The organism is Streptomyces sp. NPDC088923, assembly GCF_044749745.1.
Taxonomy (GTDB): domain Bacteria; phylum Actinomycetota; class Actinomycetes; order Streptomycetales; family Streptomycetaceae; genus Streptomyces.
This window is the reverse complement of sequence record NZ_JBIVIO010000001.1, coordinates 1,954,972-1,972,898: the sequence shown is the minus strand read 5'-3', so window position 1 is coordinate 1,972,898 and position 17,927 is coordinate 1,954,972. Positions and strand designations below refer to the sequence as shown.

Genomic DNA, 17,927 nt, shown 5'->3' with positions numbered 1-17,927 from the left:
TCCGGGCCGGTACCCTCGTCGGGCCGCCGGGCACGAAGGGGCGTACCGGCCGCGACGGGGGAAGGGAGCCGGCCATGCGTGTCCTGGTGACGGCGGTGTACGAGGGGGCGGACCCGCGGGACCTGGTGGTGACGGCGGACGAGTCCGCCACTGCCGAGGATGTCGCCGAGGCGCTCCACGAACGGTTCGGCCACCCGGCCGCCGTCGGCGCCGCCGCCGAGCGCGGCGCGCCGTCCCCGGTGGTGGTCGCCCTGCCCGGTGCGGCCCCCGCCGCCCCGACCCTGTGGGCGGACGGCCGACGGTGCCCCCCGCACGAGCCCGCGGCACGGTACTTGTTCGACGGCACGCGCGTCTCGACGGACGACGGCGTCGGGCCGTTCCTGCGCGCGGGCGAGCCGGCCGGTCGCTACGAACTGCGGGTGGTGGGCGGTCCCGACGCGGGGCGGGTGGTGCGGCTGGGCGCGGGCACCTCGACCGTGGGCGCCGACCCGGCCTGCACGCTCACGGTGCGGGACCCGGCCCTCGCGGGGCAGGCCGTGCGGGTGGCCGTGCACATCGACGGCACCGCCAGGGTCTCGGTGTCCCCCGGCGTCGAGGCGGTGCTCGGGAGCGACCCGGTCACCGAGGAGCGTGAGTGGCCGCTGGGCGAGGCGATACGGGTGGGCGACTCCCTGCTCGTCCTGGCCGAGCCGGTCGCCCCCGACGCGCACCTCTCCGCGACCGGCGAGGGCGGGCGCGCCTACAACCGGCCGCCCCGCCTCTCCCCCACCCGTACGGTGCCCCGGCTCTCCGTGCCGACAGCGCCGGTGAGGGGCGAGGGCTCGCGCTTCCAGATCCTCTCCTCCCTGGTCCCGCTCGCTTTCGGCGTCGGCATGTACTTCCTGACCGGGCAGATATACATGCTGCTCTTCTGTCTCATGAGCCCGGTGATGATGGCCGGCCAGTGGGTGAGTGACCTGCGCTACGGCCGTAAGAAGCACCGCAAGTCGATGAAGGAGTACAAGAGGGAAGTCCTGGAGTACGAGGCGAAGTTGCGGGTCGTCGGTGCGCGGGAGCAGAAGGACAGGCGGGAGGCGCACCCCGACCCGGCGCAGGCCCTGCTCTTCGCCACCGGCCCCCGGCGCCGGTTGTGGGAGCGCAGGCTCACCGATCCCGACGTCATGCGTCTGCGGGTCGGTGTCGCGCGCCTGCCCTCCGAAGCCGAGCTGGTCACCGGGCCGCGGAGCCAGTACGGCGAGGAGCCGCCGGAGCAGCCGCTCCTCGACGACGTCCCGGCCGTCCTGTCCTACGCCGAGCTGGGCGTCGTGGGTGTGGCCGGTGACCGGGAACGGGTGCTGGGCACCGCGCGCTGGCTCACCGCGCAGGCGGCGGTGCTGCACAGCCCGCGCGATCTCTCGGTGGTCCTCCTCAGCTCTCGGGCCGCCGGGGTACGGGACTGGAGCTGGACGCACTGGCTGCCGCACCTCGCGCCCCAGCGGGGCGAGGAGTGTCTCGCGCTGCTGGGCACGGATTCGGAGAGCGTCGCCAGGCGCGTCAACGAGCTCCTGGGCGAACTGGCGCGGCGCAAGGCGGCCGGGCAGCAGCACAACGCGCTCAGCGCACTGCGCCCCGACCCCTTCGTCCTGCTGGTGCTGGACGGCGCGCGGCTGCTGCGCCGGGTGCCGGGCGTTCCCCAACTGCTCCAGGAGGGGCCGTCCTTCGGCATCCTCACGCTGTGCCTCGACGACGACGAGCGGCTGCTTCCCGAGGAGTGCCGCGCCGCGGTGCGCTGGACGGGCGAGTCGGCGACCCGGGTCCGCGTGCGCGGGGCGGGCCTGGAGTCCCTGGGCGAGGTGGTGGCGGACCAGGTGGGCTCCGAGTGGTGCGAACTGGTGGCGCGGTCGCTCGCGCCCGTACGCGACGTGAGCCGGGACGACGCCGACAGCGCGCTCCCCACGTCCGCGCGGCTGCTGTCGCTGCTCGACATGCCCGACCCCGACGGCGCCCGCGTCGAGCGGATCTGGCGCGCGGGCGGCGCGACCACGGTGGCGCCCATCGGCCTGGCCGCCGACGGCCCCTTCTTCCTGGACATCCGGGGCGACGGCCCGCACGCGCTGGTCGCCGGGACGACAGGCGCGGGCAAGTCCGAGCTGCTCCAGACGATCATCGCCTCGCTCGCCGTGGCCAACCGGCCCGACGCCCTGAACTACGTCCTCATCGACTACAAGGGCGGCAGCGCCTTCCAGGACTGCGCCAGGCTCCCGCACACGGTGGGCATGGTCAGCGACCTCGACGCGCACCTCACCGAGCGGGCGCTCGCCTCGCTCGCCGCCGAGCTCAGACGCCGCGAGGAGATCCTCTTCGCGTCGGGCGCCAAGGACATCGAGGACTACAACGACACGCGCACGCTGCGGCCCGAGCTGGAGCCGATGCCCCGGCTCGTGCTGGTCATCGACGAATTCGCCTCCCTCGTCGCCGAGTTGCCGGACTTCATCGCGGGACTCGTGGACATCGCCCGCCGCGGCCGGTCCCTCGGGGTCCACCTGATCCTGGCCACCCAGCGTCCCGCGGGTGTCGTGAGCGCCGACATCCGGGCGAACACCAACCTGCGGATCGCGCTGCGGGTCACGGACGGCTCCGAGTCCTCGGACGTGATCGACGCTCCGGACGCCGGGGCGATCTCCAAGTCGACGCCGGGTCGCGCCTACATCCGCTCGGGCGCGCAGTCGCTCGTGGGCGTGCAGTCCGCGCGCATCGGCGGCCGCCGGCCCCGTACCGGGCAGTCCGGCCCGCGGGCCACGCTCACCGAGCTCTCGCCCACGGCCTACGGCCGGCCGCTGCCGCGCGCCGCCGAGGCCGGGGACGACGGCACCATGGTCACCGACCTCGCGGTGCTCGTGGACGCCGTACGGTCCGGGGCGGAGCGCATGGGCTTCGGCGAGCCGCACAGCCCGTGGCTGCCGCCGCTGCCCGAGCAGGTGACCCTGGACGAGTTGCCCCGCCCCGACCCTACGGCCGAGGGGGACGCCGTTCCGCCGGTCCCGTACGGGCTCACCGACCTGCCCTCGTCGCAGAGCAGGGCGGCCTTCGTCCTGGACCTCGCGCACGGCGAGCACACCATGCTGGTGGGCGGGCCCCGGTCGGGCCGGTCCACGGCCCTGCGGACGCTCGCCGGTTCGCTGGCCCGCCTCACCTCACCGGCCGACGTGCACGTCTACGCGATCGACTGCGGTTCCAACGCGCTGCTGCCCCTCGTGAGCCTCCCGCACGTGGGCGCGGTCGTGACGCGGGACCAGCCCGACCGGGTGCGCCGGCTCATCGACCGCCTGCTCCAGGAGGTCAGCCGCCGTCAGCAGCTCCTCGCGGAGCTGGGCGCGTCGAGCGCGGACGAGCAGCGGGCGAGCGCCGCACCGCAGGACCGGCTGCCGTGGATGGTCGTCCTCCTCGACGGCTGGGAGGGCTTCGTCTCGTCCTTCGAGAACTACAACTACGGCCAGCTGATCGAGTCCATGCAGCGGCTGTTCCGCGAAGGGGCCTCCGCGGGGCTGCGCGTGGTGATGACCGCGGACCGCAGTGGCCTGACCGGGCAGGTGTCCTCCGTCTTCGGTGACCGGCTCGTCATGCGACTGGCTGACCCGAGCGACTACTCGACGGCCGGTTTCCAGGTTCGCGACGTCCCCAAGGACATGCCGCCGGGGCGTGCGCTGCGCATGGCGGAGAGCGGCCTGGAGGAGACGCAACTGGGGCTCCTCGCCGCGGACCCCTCGGGCCGTGCACAGGTCGAGGCGCTGCGACAGATCGCCGAAACCGCCGCGCGCGGCCGCCCCCGGCTCCCCCAGCCGCTGCGGCCGATGCGGGTGGACGCGCTGCCCGCCCGTATCACCGCGGCGCAGGCGGCGGCGCTGGACCCGGAATTCGCGCCGCCGTCACCGCTGTGGGCACTGCTCGGTGTGGGGGGCGACGAGTTGCAGCCGGTCGGCGTGGACCTGCTCACCTCGGGCCCGGGCTTCGTGATCGCGGGGCCCCCGAAGTCGGGGCGCTCCCTCATGCTGCTCGGCGCGGCGCGCGCGCTGGCCGGCCAGGGCACCCCTGTCGTCCTCGTCACCCCGCGCCGCTCGCCGCTGCGCGACCTGGAGGGGGAGGAGAACGTCCTCGGGGTGCTGGGCGCCGACGCCGACGCGGACGCGCTCCAGGCCCTGCTCGACAAGGCGGCGGGACGTCCGTACGTCGTCGTGGTGGACGACGCGGAACTCCTGTACGACGAGCCGCTGGACGAGCCGCTGGAGGAGGTGCTGCGCCGCGGGATGGACGGCGACTGCGGCCTGATCGCGGCGGGCGCCACCGACTCCCTGTCCTCGCAGTACCGGGGGTTCGTCACCGAGGCCCGCAAGACGCGCAATGGTGTGCTGCTCATGCCGCAGAGCAGCTCGGACGGGGAGATCTTCAACGTACGGCTGCCGGCCAACACCGGCGCGGGCGCGGCCGGTGGCGGGCTGCTCGTCCGGGGCGGGAGCCTGCTGCCCATCCAGGGGGTGCTGCCCGGGTGATCCCGCGACGCACGGGAGGCGGAGGGCTGCCGCACCGGCCGCCTTCCGCCTCCGAGGGGGCCCGGGCGCACCGCGCGCGGGGCCCGGGTGTCAGGTCGCGCGCTCGATGTTGTCGTGGCTCGTCTGCGCCGACTTGCTGGCCTGGTGCAGGGTCTCGACGAACTTGTCGAAGGTGGGCTTGACATTCGACCACTCGTCCCGGAAGGCATTCGCCTTCGGGCCCTTCCAATAACCTTCGCTACTGGTGGTCGCGGTGTTCAGGAACTTGACCAGAGCGGCGAGCTCTCCGGCCTTCTTCTCGAAGTCGTCGGAGAGCTTCTTGAGCTTCTCCAGGCTTGCGCCGCGATCCATGTCGCTCATAGGCGTACTCCCCCTGTCGCAAGAGGCGAACGGATTGTCCCGTCAGCTCCGCGGACGCTACCGTATGCGTCCCCGATCGCGCGAGCGACCGTGCTTCTCAAGGGAGTTGATACCTCGCCGCCCGGGAAACGACGTTGTGCACATGCGCGCAAATCGACCAAGAGCACCTCATGTCGGGGGATGGATGCCATGCCTGATCCGGAAATCGCGAACCTCACCAAACGGGCGAGTCAGCTCCGCGGGCTCGCCGACGAGATCGACGCGCTGGTCAACAGGCCGAAAACGCAGAGTACGGACACGATGAGGAAATGGGCCGGGCCGAACGCCGACAAGGTGCGGGGCGAGTTGCGCACCTGGAAGACGAAGTGTGAAAGCGTCGCGGAGTCCTTGCGCGCGGAGGCACGCCGTTGCGACAAAGGCGCGGCGGACGCCAAGAAAACCGGAAAGTGAAGCGAATCGGCCTCGGCCGGGTCACGGGAAAGATGGAGACACATGCCTTCGTACGACAGCTCCAGAATGCGGCTGCGGCTGGCGGACCGGCACATCGCCGTCCTCGCGACGCTGCTGGAAGGTGAGACCCCGTCCGAGGAGCTGTGGCCTTCGCTGGTCGAGATGCAGCAGGTCGGCCTGGTCGGCCAGGAGGGCGAACTCGCGCCCCTGCTCGCGCCGTTGCTCGGGGCGCTCGCCGATCCGGTCCTGATGGTCCAGGTCGAGGTGACGGGCGAGCACGGGACGCTGCACCACGGCGTCATCGTCGGCCAGGACGTGGCGTACGTGCACGACGGCTGGCCCGGGCAGGAGGAGTCCGAGTACGTCCCGGTCGAGACCAACGTCCTGGTGTGGGAGCTGTCCCGCCTCGTGAACCTGCACAGCATCGACGAGCCGGAATCGAAGGTCGAGCGGATCGAGACCACCCTCGGGGTGCTCGACGCCGGGTTCCAGGCGCTGGAGGGGAGCGCGGGCGGCGACGAGGCCTCGGAGGCGGCGGTCCGGTCCGCGCTCACCGGAGCCGGGCTGGCCGAGCCGCAGTTGACGGAGCTGGTCGCCCTCATCCTGGCGATGAACTCGATGTGGCGCATCACGACAGCGTGGAACGGCGAGCACGAGGGCGAACAGGCCGCGATGGTCCGCGCCCTGGCGGCCTGGGACTGCGGTCCACACGGTTCCTGGGTCAGGGAGAAGCCGGCCGAGCCGGTCCTGGACGGCCAGGTGGGACCGGACAGCGAACTGGTCCTCGTCCGCACGCCTTCCCGCGCGATCTGGGAGAAGATCACCGAACTGCTGCCGGACAAGGCGGACTTCTACGTACGGGACTGAGCGGGCGCGGGGGCCGGGCGCGGGGACAGCGGGTCGCCGGGCCGGCACCGTCCCCGCGCCCGGTCGCCGCCCTCAGCGGTCGCCGAGGAGAGCGAAGGCGAAGGCGAGGCGCCGGTCGAGCCAGGCGGCCTTGACCGTGTGCTCGTTGCCCTGCGAAGACATGACACGCGTTCCGGCCTCGTCGTTCCAGTGGATCATCCGGGGCTTTCTGGGTTTCGCGACCCTTTGATCGCCGAGCGTCCCACTTTCGTAAAAGCTGACGCCGTACTCGATCAGCCCGACCACGCCACGTTCGATCAGGTCGCCGTCGCTGCGGCCGACAACCTCCGAATGGCCGGGTTGCCGGATACGCCAACTGGGGTGCTTCTTGCGACCTTTGGCTGGGTGGCGTTCGATCGTCCCGATGATCTCGCCACGCCCGTCCTTGACTTCGTGGCGACGCAGAGCGCCGTCCTGAACACCGTCATCAATGCGACAGAGAACCCGGAGGCATTCCGGGTCCTCGAACAGGCACTTCTCCGAGATGCCGGAAGGCTGGGGACCGGCGAGCGCTCCACGGAAGGCGCAGGGCGCGTAAACGGCACCGCGCGGACCTTCCTGCGGTACGCGTATGGCCATCGGGCCACGTACTCCGTACGGATGCTTCTTGGTGGGGGCAAGCTCCAGGGTCCCGAGCACAAAGCCCTCCACCCCACGCCAGTCGACCGGAGCGCAGGGCGCTTCGGGTTCTTTGCGTTTCCACAACGCCATGGGTATCAGCTACCAGTTCTCCAGATCGAGTGCGTGACCACCTTTATCGCGCCGCAATCCGACCCCGCCCTCAGCCATGGCCGAGGAGAGCGAAGGCGAAGGCGAGGCGCCGGTCGAGCCAGGCGACACGAACGGTGTGCTCCTTGCCCCGCGAAATCATGACGGAGTTTCCGCTCTCGTCCCTCCAGCCGATCAGCGGTGGCTTCTTGGGTTTCCTGGCCCTTCCATCACCTACCAGGGCACCGCTGATGAAATCCTCGGCGAACTCGAACACACCGACCAGGCCGCGTGCGATCAAGTCGCCGTCGCTGCGGCCGATAATCTCCGGATGGCCGGGCTGCTGGATACGCCAACTCGGACGCTTTCGGCGCCCTTGAGGCGGGTGACGCTCAATCGTCCCGATGACCTCACCACTCCCGTCCTTCACCTCGTGACGGCGCACGCCACCGTCCTCGACACCGTCATCGACATGACAGAGAACCCGAAGGCACTCCCGGTCCTCGAACCACCGCTTCTCCGAGACACCGGAAGGCAGAGGACCAGTGAGCGCACCGCGAAAGGCACAGGGCGCGAAAACGGCACCAAGCGGATCGTCCTGCCGCACACGTACGGCCATCGGGCCGCGTACGTCCCGCGGGCGCTTCGGCGATCTGGCCCGCTCCAAAGCCCCCAGCACAAAGTCCTCCACGCCGCGCCAATCGACGGTGGCGAGGGGTGCATCGGGTTCATTGCGTTTACGGAATGCCATGAATATCAGAACCAGTTTTTCGGATTGAGCGCGTGAGACGACCGGGGGACAGCCGACTGATCAAGTCGGCTCCGCCCCCACAGCCTGATCCCCGTCGCCGAGGAGAGCGAAGGCGAAGGCGAGGCGCCGGTCGAGCCACGCGACACGAACGGTGTGTTTCTTGCCCTGCGACAGCATGACGGACCTCCCGGTCTCGTCCTTCCAGTTGACCGCCCGGGGCTTTTTGGGTTTCGCGACCCGCTGGTCACCCAGCATGGCACTTTCATACAAAACATTGGCGAACTCGAATGCACCGACCAGACCGCGTTCGATCAGGTCGCCGTCGCTGCGGCCGACAATCTCCGGATGGCCGGGCTGCTGGATACGCCAACTCGGACGCTTTCGGCCCCCTTGGGGCGGGTGGCACTCAATCGTCCCGATGACCTCACCACTCCCGTCCCTCACTTCGTAGCGACGCAGGCCACCGTCCTCGACACCGTCATCGACATGACAGAGAACCCGGAGGCACTCCAGATCCTCGAACCACCGCTTTCCCGAAGTACCGGAAGCCGTGGGCCCGGTGAGCGATCCGCGAAAAGCGCAAGGCGCATAAACGGTGCCGCGCGGATGGTCCTGCTCCACACGTATCGCCATCGGACCGCGCACCTCACGCGGACGCTTCGGCGCGAGGGCACGCTCCAGAGTCCCCAGCACAAAAGTCTCCACATCACGCCAATCAACCGGAGCAATGGGGGTATCGAGTTCGTTGCGTTTCCAGAATGCCATGAGTATCAGAACCAATTTTTCGGATTGAGCGCGTGAGGCGACCGGGGGACAGCCGACTGATCAAGTCGGCTCCGCCCTCACAGCCTGATTTCCGTCGCCGAGGAGAGCGAAGGCGAAGGCGAGGCGCCGGTCGAGCCACGCTGCCTCAATGGTGTGCTCATTGCCATGCGAAATCATGACAAGCTTCCCGGCCTCGTCCTTCCAGCCGATCAGCCGGGGCTTTTTGGCTTTCCTGGCCCTTCCGTCACCTACCAGAGCACCGTTGATGAAGTCCAAGGAGAAATCGACCAGGCCGACCAAACCGCGTTCGATCAGGTTGCCCTCACTGCTGCCGACGATCTCCGGGCGACCGGGTTGTTGGATACGCCAACTGGGATATTTGTGGCGCTCTTTGGGCGGATGTTGCTCGATCGTCCCAATGCTTTCGCCACGCCCGTCCATGACTTGGTGACGGCGTACCGCACCTTTCTCGACACCGTCATCGACGTGGCACAGGCCCCGGAGGCATTCCCGGTCCTCGAACAGCCGCTTCTCCGGAATATCGGCAGGCAACGGACCGGTATGCGCTCCGCGAAAGGCACAAGGCGCGTAAATGGAGCCGCGCGGGTCATCCTTCCATACGCGTATGGCCATCACCCCATGCACTTCGCGTGAACGCTTAGACGATCGGGCAATCTCCAGGGTCCCCAGCACGAAGTTCCTTACTTCGCGCCAATCGACGGTGGCGAGGGGCGAATCGGGTTCATTGCGTTTACGGAATGCCATGAATATCAGAACCAGTTTTTCGGATTGAGTGCGTGCCCGGCTTTTTTCGCGCCGCCCACGGCAGCATGGCCGACTTTCTTCGCGCCTTCCACGGCGCCGTGGCCGACATCCTTGGCGAAGTCAACCGCCTTGCCCGCCCCGGCCTTCACGTCGTCCCAGTGCTCGACGACCTTCGCGCCCACGTATACACCGCCGAAGACCACGGTCGCACCAATGGTGTAAGGGTTCGGGGCGACTGTGGCGAGGGTCAGGGAGGCATTGAAGCCGGCCTCGGCTACGTCGGCGACATAACCGGCGCCCTTCCTCTTGAACGCCTCGCCCGGATTTCCCTGGGCGATGACGTTGGCCACGCTGAAGCCAGTGGAGGCGACACCGCCGACTATTCCCGCACCGCGGAGCAAGCCGGAAACTTTACCGGCTCCCGCGAGGCCCTTGGCGAGGGAAGTCCCTTTCGACCAGCCCGCTGTGCGGTTGTGCTGGTAGATGCTCTTGGTGACCTTGAAGAGGCTGGTGTTACCGGCCCGCGCGACCGCCTGGCCCGAGTGAGTCAGGCCGCCGAACCTCCTGGCCAGCCCGTCGCTGCCGACGACCGCGTCGATCAGCTTGTTCACGGTGATGTGCCGCCAGCCCTCCGCGCGCATGAAGGGCAGAGTCCGAGCCTTGTCGTACAGCCAGCCGGTTCCGTCCGCGATAGGCCGGTTCAGGAACTCGACCGGCATCACCTGCGCCCACTGGCTGAGCTTCCCGGGGAGCCAACTCCCGGGCGCGGCAAGCGAACGAATATTCGGGGTTTTCTTGACAATAAATTCACCGAGGCTGGCTATGCCACCGAACCTCGAACGTTTAAGGAAGTTGCCGAACTGAACGCGGCGAGGGGTGAGTGCGACGAAGACCTTCTTGGTCACCGCGTTCCCCACGAGAACGCTGGTCAGCTCATGTCCTCGCAAAATGGTGTGCACGAGTGTCCTGGTAACAGATTGCCAGTCCCCGTACACGCCGACCAGATACTGAATGGTCCCCTCGTGCGGCTGGAGCCCCGGTATCTTGCCGATCGCGTGGGCCTTTATCCGGTCGATCCAGTCTTCGAGGGATTCGTTGGACTGACGCTCGAAAGGCTTGGCCTCCGGGGAATCCGAGGCCGCCACCGAATTGACCAGCAGCAGGGTCTCCGGATCGATGACACCAGTGAACTTCTCCAGGTCCGCGGTCGAGAAGCCCGCCCACCGCAGACCCGCCTCGGGATCACCGTCCTCCAAGCGCGCGAAAGCCGCACGGTTGCGCAGGTCCGGGGCCGTGTCCTGCGTCCACCGCCGAAGAGGCTTCAGCGGCGCCAAGGTCGCCTGCACCTCCAGCCCCGCCGCCCGCGTGAAAGCCGCCTCGAGCCGGTCCGAGAGACCGCCCCTGCCGTCGATGAGCTTGGCCAGCTGCTCCAGGTCACTCGGATTGACATTGCGCACGCGATACCCCCATGCGGAGGCCGGTGCGGCTGTCCCGGTCTCCCCCGATGCTGTCAGACCTCCGTCAGCATAAAGGCCGGGGTCGCGCCGCGGGACTACGGGCTGCACTTCCAACAGACCGTTAATCAGGCGTACTTGAGGTTCACATCGGTCCCGCAGGTCCACGCCGGTCCGTCATCCCGCACCCGCGCACCGTCCCGCACGAGCGGGGCATCCGGCGGGGAAAGCGGTCGGCCGAGTCGGCTCCGTTCCCACCACCGGTTCCCGCCCCCCGGTGCCCCCTCTCAGCCGTCGCCGAGGAGAGCGAAGGCGAAGGCGAGGCGCCGGTCGAGCCAGGCGACACGAACGGTGTGCTCCTTGCCCTGCGAGATCATGACGGAATTTCCGCTCTCGTCCCTCCAGCCGATCAGCGGAGGCTTCTTGGGTTTCCTTGCCCTTCCATCACCTACCAGGGCACCGCTGATGAATTCGTCGGCGAACTCGAACACACCGACCAGGCCGCGTGCGATCAAGTCGCCGTCGCTGCGGCCGACAATCTCCGGATGGCCGGGCTGCTGGATACGCCAACTCGGACGCTTTCGGCGCCCTTGGGGCGGGTGACGCTCAATCGTCCCGATGACCTCGCCACTCCCGTCCTTCACCTCGTGACGGCGCAGGCCACCGTCCTCGACACCGTCATCGACATGACACAGGACCCGGAGGCACTCCCGGTCCTCGAACCACCGCTTCTCCGAGACACCGGAAGGCAGAGGACCAGTGAGCGCACCGCGAAAGGCACAGGGCGCGAAAACGGCACCAAGCGGATCGTCCTGCCGTACGCGTACGGCCATCGGACCGCGTACGTCGCGCGGGCGTTTCGGCGATCTGGCCCGCTCCAGAGTCCCCAGCACAAAGCGCTCCACATCGCGCCAATCGACGGTGGCGAGGGGTGAATCGGGTTCGTTGCGTTTGCGGAATGCCATGAATATCAGAACCAGTTTTTCGGATTGAGTGCATGCCCGGCTTTTTTCGCGCCATCGACGGCAGCATGGCCGACTTTCTTCGCGCCTTCCACGGCGCCGTGGCCGACGTCCTTGGCGAAGTCGACCGCCTTGCCCGCCCCGGCCTTCACGTCGTCCCAGTGCTCGACGATCTTCGCGCCCACGTACACACCGCCGAAGACCACGGTCGCGCCGATGGTGAAGGGGTTCGGGGCGATCATGGAGGCGGTCAGGGAGGCGTTGAAGCCGACCTCGGCGACGTCGGCGACGTAACCGGCGCCCTTCTTCTTGAACGCCTCGACCGGGTTTCCCTGGGCGATCACATTGGCCGCGCTGAAGCCCGTGGAGGCGATACCGCCGACTATTCCCGCGCCGCGGAGCGCGCCGGACACCTTGCTCGCTCCGGCGAGGCCCTTGGTGAGGGCGGTCCCTCTCGACCAGCCCACCGCCCGGCCGCGGCTGTAGATGTTCCTGGTGACCTTGAAGAGGCTCGCGTTACCGGCCCGCGCGACCGCCTGGCCCGAGTGGGTCAGGCCGCCGAACCTCTTGGCCAGCGCGTCACTGCCGACGATCCCGTTGATCAGCTTGTTCGCGGTGATGCCCCGCCAGATCGGCGCCCGCATGAACGGCAGGCGCCGAGCCCTGTCGAACACCTGACCCGTTCTGGCGCCGATCTTCCGGTTCAGGAACTCGACCGGCATCTTCTGGGCCCACTGGCTGAGCTTTCCGGGAAACCAGCTCCCGGGCGCGGCGAGCGAACGAAGAGCGGGCATGTCCGCTTTGACGATCTTCTCGCCGAGGTTGGCGATGCGGGTGACGCTCGACCGTTTGAGGAACTCGCCGAACCGGACGCGCTGAGGGGTGAGGGTGGTGAAGATCTTCTTGGTCACCGCGTTCCCCACGAGAACGCTGGTCAGCGCACTGCCCTGCAACGTGGTCTGGGCGAGGGTACTGGTGACGGACTGCCAGTCCCCGTACACGCCGAGCAGATATTGAATGGTCCCCTCGTGCGGCTGGAGGCCGGGTATCTTGCCGAGCGCATGGGCTTTTATCCGGTCGATCCAGTCATTGAGGGATTCGTTGGACTGACGCTCGAAAGGCTTGGCCTCCGGGGAATCCGAGGCCGCCACCGAATTGGCGAGCAGCAGGGTCCCCGGGTCGATGGCACCCTTGAACTTCTCCAGGTCCGCGGTCGAGAAGCCGGCCCACCGCAGACCCGCCTCGGGATCACCGTCCTCCAAGCGCGCGAAAGCCGCACGCTTGCGCAGGTCCGGGGCCGTGTCCTGCGTCCACCGCCGAAGAGGCTTCAGCGGCGCCAAGCTCGCCTGCACCTCCAGCCCCGCCGCCCGCGTGAAAGCCGCTTCGAGCCGGTCCGAGAGACCGCCCCTGCCGTCGATGAGCTTGGCCAGCTGCTCCAGGTCCGTCGGATTGACATTGCGCACGCGATACCCCCCGTTCGGAGGCCGGCGCGAGTGTCCCCGTCCCCCCGATGCTGTCAGACCTCCGTCAGCATAAAGGCCGGGAGTTGCGGTGCGGGCCTCTCGGGTCCCGCTTTCAACCGCATTGCGGTGGGGGGAACTTGAGGGCCGTCGACGGTTTCCCGATCCGGCGTCCCGTCCCCGCGAAGACGTGCCCGCCGCGCGAGAGTCCCCCGGGAAAATCCCCCGGAGAGTCCCCAGGCACCTCTTCAGCCTGTGGGAGAGCGGCAGTTCACCAGCTCGGAAGGGTGAGCGGCAGACGAGTCGGGCTGTACGCCGGGTTCTGTTCCTCGGGGGCCTCGCGGCGTGCCGAGGCGACGGCCATCCATCTAGGGCCGGTGTTGCCACCGGCCTCGTGCGGTCTACCCGCGGACTCGGGCGGGCAGCCCTCGATCGTCCGCGCAGGAACGCCGAGGCGTTCCCTTTTGACCTTGCTCCGGGTGGGGTTTACCTAGCTGCCCGAGTCGCCTCGGGCACTGGTGGTCTCTTACACCACCGTTTCACCCTTACCGGGGGCCGAAGCCTCCGGCGGTCTGTTTTCTGTGGCACTGTCCCGCGGGTCACCCCGGGTGGCTGTTGGCCATCACCCTGCCCTGTGGAGCCCGGACGTTCCTCGGGGGTCCCCGAAGGGGCCCACGCGGCCGTCCGCCCGGCTCGTCTGCCGTGCGCACATGGTACCGGTCGGGGCGGGGTGCGGCGCGATTACCCTGGCCAGGGGCATTCACCGCATACAGCTTGAGGAGACACCGTGCTGGTACTGCTGCCGCCGTCCGAGGGGAAGGCCGCCGGGGGCGAGGGGGCGCCGCTGGCGCTCGGCGGGCTTTCGCTGCCGGGGCTCAGGGCCGCGCGGGAGCGGGTGCTCGACGAACTCGTCACGCTGTGCGCGGGCGACGCGGAGAAGGCGCGCGAAGTGCTCGGGCTCAGCGAGGGGCTGCGCGGCGAGGTCGCGAAGAACGCGGCGCTGTACGAGGCCGGGACGCGGCCCGCCGGGGAGATCTACACCGGCGTCCTCTACGACGCGCTCGGCCTCGCGACGCTCGACGCCGCCGCGCACGAACGGGCCGCGCGCTCGCTGCTCGTCTTCTCGGGTCTGTGGGGCGCGCTCGGCACGGCGGACCGCATTCCCTCGTACCGCTGCGCGATGGGCGTACGGCTCCCCGGGCTCGGGGCCCTCGGCGCGTACTGGCGGCCGTTCCTGGCCGAGGTGCTGCCGGAGGCGGCGGGCGAGGGGCCCGTGCTCGACCTGCGCTCGGCCGCGTACGCCGCGGCCTGGAAGCCCAAGGGCGCGCTCGCCGAGCGCACCGCGACCGTGCGGGTGCTGCACGCGCGCACGGTCGGCGGGGTCGAGAAGCGCTCGGTCGTGAGCCACTTCAACAAGGCGACGAAGGGGAGGCTCGTACGGGACCTGCTCACCCACGACGTGCGGGCCGCCTCGCCCGTCGAACTCGTCGCCGCGCTGCGGGACCTGGGGCACACGGTGGAGACGGCGGGACCCGGCGGCAAGGGGAAGCCGTGGGCGCTCGACGTCGTGGTGCGGGAGATCCACTGAGCGGACACCCACGAAGCAGCCGTTGCACCCTGCGCAACGTGCTTTGCGCAGGGTGCCGCACACGAGGCACGATGAGCGCATGACAGACTCCCCGGTCCCCGCTCAGGCCACTCCCGAGGCCCCCGCCTCGGTGCTCGACCTCGCTCCCGTGCTGCCCGTCGTCGTGATCGACGACCTCGCCGACGCCGTTCCGCTCGCGCGCGCCCTCGTGGCCGGCGGGCTGCCCGCGATCGAGGTGACGCTGCGGACGCCCGTCGCGCTCGAAGCGATGGCGGCGATAGCGGCCGCGGTGCCCGAGGCGGTCGTGGGCGCGGGAACGGTCATCTCGGCGGGGCACGTGGACGCGGCGGTACGGGCGGGGGCGCGGTTCCTCGTCAGCCCGGGGTGGACGCCCGCGCTGCTCGCCGCGATGAAGTCCTCCGGGGTGCCCTTCCTGCCCGGCGTCTCGACGACGTCGGAGGTCGTGGCGCTCCTGGAGGCGGGCGTCAGCGAGATGAAGTTCTTCCCCGCGCAGGCGGCGGGCGGCGCCCCGTACCTCAAGTCGCTCGCGAGCCCGCTGCCGCAGGCCCGCTTCTGCCCGACCGGGGGCGTGAGCCCGGAGAACGCCCCCGACTACCTCGCGCTGCCCAACGTCGGCTGCGTGGGCGGCTCCTGGATGCTCCCCGCCGACGCGGTGCGGGCGAAGGACTGGGGCCGGGTCGAGGCACTGGCCCGCGAGGCGGCGACCCTGCGCTGAGCCGGCGGCACGGCACACCCCCACCGGGCACACCCCCGCACGCCGCACCCCACACGGCACACCCCGCACGCCGCACCCCCCACCGCGCACCTCCCCCGGCGCTCAGCCGGGCGGCAGGTGCGCCGTGCTGTTGAGGTACCGCACGCTCGTGTTGCCGTCGCCCCACACCGCGAGCGCGGAGAGCGAGGCGGGGTCCAGGTCCATGCGGAAGAGGGACGCGGGCGGGGCGCCGAGCGCGAGGCGCAGCAGCGTCTTGAGCGGGGTCACGTGCGAGACGAGCAGCACGGTGCGGCCCCGGTGGGCGGCGAGGAGCCGGTCGCGGGCCGCCGCGACGCGGACCGCGACGTCCGCGAGGCTCTCGCCGCCCGGAGGTGCCGCCCCTGGGCCGGCGAGCCAGGCGGCGAAGGTGTCGGGGTCCTGGGCGCGGGCCTCGGTGAAGGTCAGGCCCTCCCACGTACCGAAGTCGCTCTCGCGCAGGTCCTCCTCGACCGCGTACGGCAGCCCGAGCGCCGCCGCCGTCTCGCGGCAGCGGCGCAGGGGCGAGGAGACGACGGCGTCCACGGCCGTGCCGCGCAGGTGCGTCGCGACCGCTGCCGCCTGTGCCCGTCCCGCGTCCGCGAGGGGCGGTTCCTCGCGCGCGCCGCTCCCGGAGAAGCGGCCGAGCGCGGTGAGCGCCGTCGCACCGTGGCGGAGCAGGAGGAAGGTCGTGGGCGGGCCGAGGTCGGGGGGCGGGGACGCGGTGCCCGTACGGTCGCCGGGCGCCGCGTCCCCCGCGCTCACAGGCCCGATTCGGAGGTGCGGACCAGGACGCGCCCGCAGTTCTCGCAGCGGACGACGGCGTCGGGCTTGGCGGCCTTGACCTCGTTCGCCTCGGTGATGTTCAGCTCCAGTTGGCAGCCCTCGCAGCGGCGCTGGTAGAGGCGCGCGGCGCCGACGCCGCCACGCTGGGCGCGCAGCTTCTCGTAGAGGGCGAGGAGGCTGTCGGGGACGGAGCCCGCGACGACGGCGCGCTCCTTGGCGACGGTCGCCGCCTCGGCGTCGATCTCGGCGGCGGCGGCGTCGCGGCGCTCGGTGACCTCGGTGATACGGGTCTCGACGGAGGCGAGGCGCTCGGTCAGCTCGGTGACCCGGGACTGCGCGGACTCGCGGCGCTCCATGATCTCCAGGACCACGTCCTCCAGGTCGCCCTGGCGCTTGGCGAGCGAGGTGATCTCGCGCTGGAGGTTCTCCAGGTCCTTCGGCGAGGTGACCGTGCCGGAGTCGAGGCGCTGCTGGTCGCGGGTCGTGCGGGTGCGGACCTGGTCGACGTCCTGCTCGGCCTTGGTCTGCTCGCGGGCGGTGTCGCCCTCCTCGGTACGGGCCGCGACGAGCAGGTCGCGCAGGCCCGTGGCGTCCTTGCCGAGCCCGGTCAGTTCGGCGTGCTCGGGCAGCGACTCCTTGCGGTGGGCGAGCTGGCCGAGACGGGTGTCGAGGGCCTGGAGGTCGAGCAGGCGGACCTGGTCTGCGGGTGCGGCGTTCAGTTGGGGGCTCCTGTGGAATCGAAGTGTGCGGACCAGGGGTCGGTGACCGTCTTCGAGACGTGCACCCGCAGCTCCCAGCCGTGGCGGTCGGAGATCTCGTCGAGCTGTGCGGCGGCCTGCTCGCACCAGGGCCACTCGGTGGCCCAGTGCGCGGCGTCGATGAGGCCGAGCGGGCTGTGCTCGGTGGCCTCGGAGGCCGGGTGGTGGCGCAGGTCGGCGGTGAGGAAGGCGTCGGCGCCCGTGGCCCGTACGGCGTCGAAGAGGCTGTCGCCCGCGCCGCCGCTCACGACGACCTTGCGGACCGGTGCCTCCGGGTCGCCCGCGAGGCGGATGCCCTGCGCGGTCGCGGGCAGGGCGCGCGCGGCGGCTTCCGCGAGGGCGCCGAGGGTCAGCGGGCGGGTGGGCTCGCAGACGCGGCCGAGGCCGCGGCGGTCCTCGGGGTCGGTGGTGTCGGGTACGAGCGGGCCGAGGACGCGCAGGCCGAGCGCGCCCGCGAGGGCGTCGCTGACGCCTGGGTCGGCGCCGTCGGCGTTGGTGTGCGCGACGTGCAGGGCGATGTCGTGCTTGATGAGGTCGTGCACGACGCGGCCCTTGGAGGTCGCGGCCGAGACGGTCGTGGTGCCGCGCAGGTAGAGGGGGTGGTGCGTGACGAGGAGGTCGGCGCCGAGGCGGATCGCCTCCTCGGCGATCTCGTGGACGGGGTCCACGGCGAACAGGACGCGGCTCACCCGCGCTTCCGGGTCTCCGGCGACGGTGCCGACGGCGTCCCAGGACTCGGCGCGGTGCGGAGGCCAGAGGGCGTCGAGGGCGGCGGTGACTTCGGAGAGGCGGGGCACGGGGGCAAGGTTACCGGGAGCGGGCGGGGTGCCTCCGGGGCGGTACGGGGAGGAGCGGCGCGAGCACGGACTGAGCACAAGGTGTCCCGGATGTCAGGCGATTCGCCGGTTCGCCACCCGTTGGGGTGAAGTCGGGGGTC

Annotated in this window: 16 protein-coding genes and 1 other RNA gene; 5 read left to right on the top strand and 12 right to left on the bottom strand. The window is 70.3% G+C overall.

The annotated features are described in order from the left end of the window. Positions 1-74: 74 nt before the first annotated feature. Positions 75-4,526, top strand: a complete 4,452-nt coding sequence (locus ACIP4O_RS08925) for an FtsK/SpoIIIE domain-containing protein (protein ID WP_401573098.1) — start codon at positions 75-77, stop codon at positions 4,524-4,526. 90 nt (positions 4,527-4,616) lie between these two features. Here the strand turns inward: ACIP4O_RS08925 and ACIP4O_RS08920 are convergent, their stop codons facing one another. Next, on the bottom strand, positions 4,617-4,886 hold the full coding sequence (locus ACIP4O_RS08920; RefSeq protein ID WP_401573096.1) for a WXG100 family type VII secretion target: 270 nt from the start codon (positions 4,884-4,886) through the stop codon (positions 4,617-4,619). Between the two features lie 189 nt (positions 4,887-5,075). Here ACIP4O_RS08920 and ACIP4O_RS08915 point away from each other — a divergent pair, with 189 nt between their 5' ends. Next, positions 5,076-5,336 (top strand): hypothetical protein, encoded by a 261-nt coding sequence (locus ACIP4O_RS08915; RefSeq protein ID WP_401573094.1) that lies wholly within the window; start codon positions 5,076-5,078, stop codon positions 5,334-5,336. Between the two features lie 42 nt (positions 5,337-5,378). Beyond that, positions 5,379-6,203 (top strand): hypothetical protein, encoded by an 825-nt coding sequence (locus ACIP4O_RS08910; protein ID WP_401573092.1) that lies wholly within the window; start codon positions 5,379-5,381, stop codon positions 6,201-6,203. Between the two features lie 72 nt (positions 6,204-6,275). Here ACIP4O_RS08910 and ACIP4O_RS08905 read toward each other — a convergent pair whose 3' ends face one another. The 8 genes from ACIP4O_RS08905 to rnpB form a co-directional block, all read right to left on the bottom strand. Next, positions 6,276-6,953, bottom strand: coding sequence for a hypothetical protein (locus ACIP4O_RS08905; RefSeq protein WP_401573090.1), 678 nt, complete (start codon positions 6,951-6,953; stop codon positions 6,276-6,278). Positions 6,954-7,023: 70 nt separating this feature from the next. Continuing rightward, complete coding sequence (locus ACIP4O_RS08900; protein ID WP_401573088.1) at positions 7,024-7,701, bottom strand: hypothetical protein; 678 nt, start codon at positions 7,699-7,701, stop codon at positions 7,024-7,026. Positions 7,702-7,761: 60 nt separating this feature from the next. Next, positions 7,762-8,466 carry a hypothetical protein gene (locus ACIP4O_RS08895; protein WP_401573086.1) on the bottom strand — a complete coding sequence of 235 codons (705 nt, stop codon included), beginning with the start codon at positions 8,464-8,466 and terminating at the stop codon, positions 7,762-7,764. A gap of 60 nt (positions 8,467-8,526) precedes the next feature. Continuing rightward, a complete protein-coding gene (locus ACIP4O_RS08890) occupies positions 8,527-9,231 on the bottom strand; it encodes a hypothetical protein (protein ID WP_401573084.1) in 705 nt (234 codons plus the stop codon). A gap of 5 nt (positions 9,232-9,236) precedes the next feature. Then, a complete protein-coding gene (locus tag ACIP4O_RS08885; RefSeq protein WP_401573082.1) occupies positions 9,237-10,688 on the bottom strand; it encodes a PE-PGRS family protein in 1,452 nt (483 codons plus the stop codon). Between the two features lie 284 nt (positions 10,689-10,972). Beyond that, complete coding sequence (locus ACIP4O_RS08880; protein ID WP_401573080.1) at positions 10,973-11,650, bottom strand: hypothetical protein; 678 nt, start codon at positions 11,648-11,650, stop codon at positions 10,973-10,975. Between the two features lie 5 nt (positions 11,651-11,655). Further along, positions 11,656-13,110 (bottom strand): PE-PGRS family protein, encoded by a 1,455-nt coding sequence (locus ACIP4O_RS08875; RefSeq protein ID WP_401573078.1) that lies wholly within the window; start codon positions 13,108-13,110, stop codon positions 11,656-11,658. A 292-nt stretch (positions 13,111-13,402) separates the two neighbouring features. Beyond that, positions 13,403-13,803, bottom strand: an RNA gene (rnpB, locus tag ACIP4O_RS08870) — RNase P RNA component class A. 91 nt (positions 13,804-13,894) lie between these two features. On the opposite strand from rnpB, the gene yaaA reads away from it, so the two are divergent. After that, positions 13,895-14,695 carry a peroxide stress protein YaaA gene (gene yaaA, locus ACIP4O_RS08865; protein ID WP_401573076.1) on the top strand — a complete coding sequence of 267 codons (801 nt, stop codon included), beginning with the start codon at positions 13,895-13,897 and terminating at the stop codon, positions 14,693-14,695. A 79-nt stretch (positions 14,696-14,774) separates the two neighbouring features. Continuing rightward, positions 14,775-15,431: a bifunctional 4-hydroxy-2-oxoglutarate aldolase/2-dehydro-3-deoxy-phosphogluconate aldolase gene (gene eda, locus ACIP4O_RS08860; protein WP_401573074.1), complete on the top strand. Its 657-nt coding sequence runs from the start codon at positions 14,775-14,777 to the stop codon at positions 15,429-15,431. A gap of 102 nt (positions 15,432-15,533) precedes the next feature. On the opposite strand, the gene ACIP4O_RS08855 is transcribed toward eda, so the two are convergent. From ACIP4O_RS08855 to ACIP4O_RS08845, 3 genes are read right to left on the bottom strand one after another with little or no spacing between them, the layout of a single operon-like run. After that, complete coding sequence (locus ACIP4O_RS08855; protein ID WP_401573072.1) at positions 15,534-16,211, bottom strand: histidine phosphatase family protein; 678 nt, start codon at positions 16,209-16,211, stop codon at positions 15,534-15,536. Continuing rightward, a complete protein-coding gene (locus tag ACIP4O_RS08850; RefSeq protein ID WP_401573906.1) occupies positions 16,208-16,951 on the bottom strand; it encodes a zinc ribbon domain-containing protein in 744 nt (247 codons plus the stop codon). The genes ACIP4O_RS08855 and ACIP4O_RS08850 overlap by 4 nt, the downstream gene beginning before the upstream one ends. Continuing rightward, complete coding sequence (locus tag ACIP4O_RS08845; protein ID WP_401573070.1) at positions 16,948-17,787, bottom strand: Nif3-like dinuclear metal center hexameric protein; 840 nt, start codon at positions 17,785-17,787, stop codon at positions 16,948-16,950. The genes ACIP4O_RS08850 and ACIP4O_RS08845 overlap by 4 nt, the downstream gene beginning before the upstream one ends. Between the last annotated feature and the right edge of the window lie 140 nt (positions 17,788-17,927).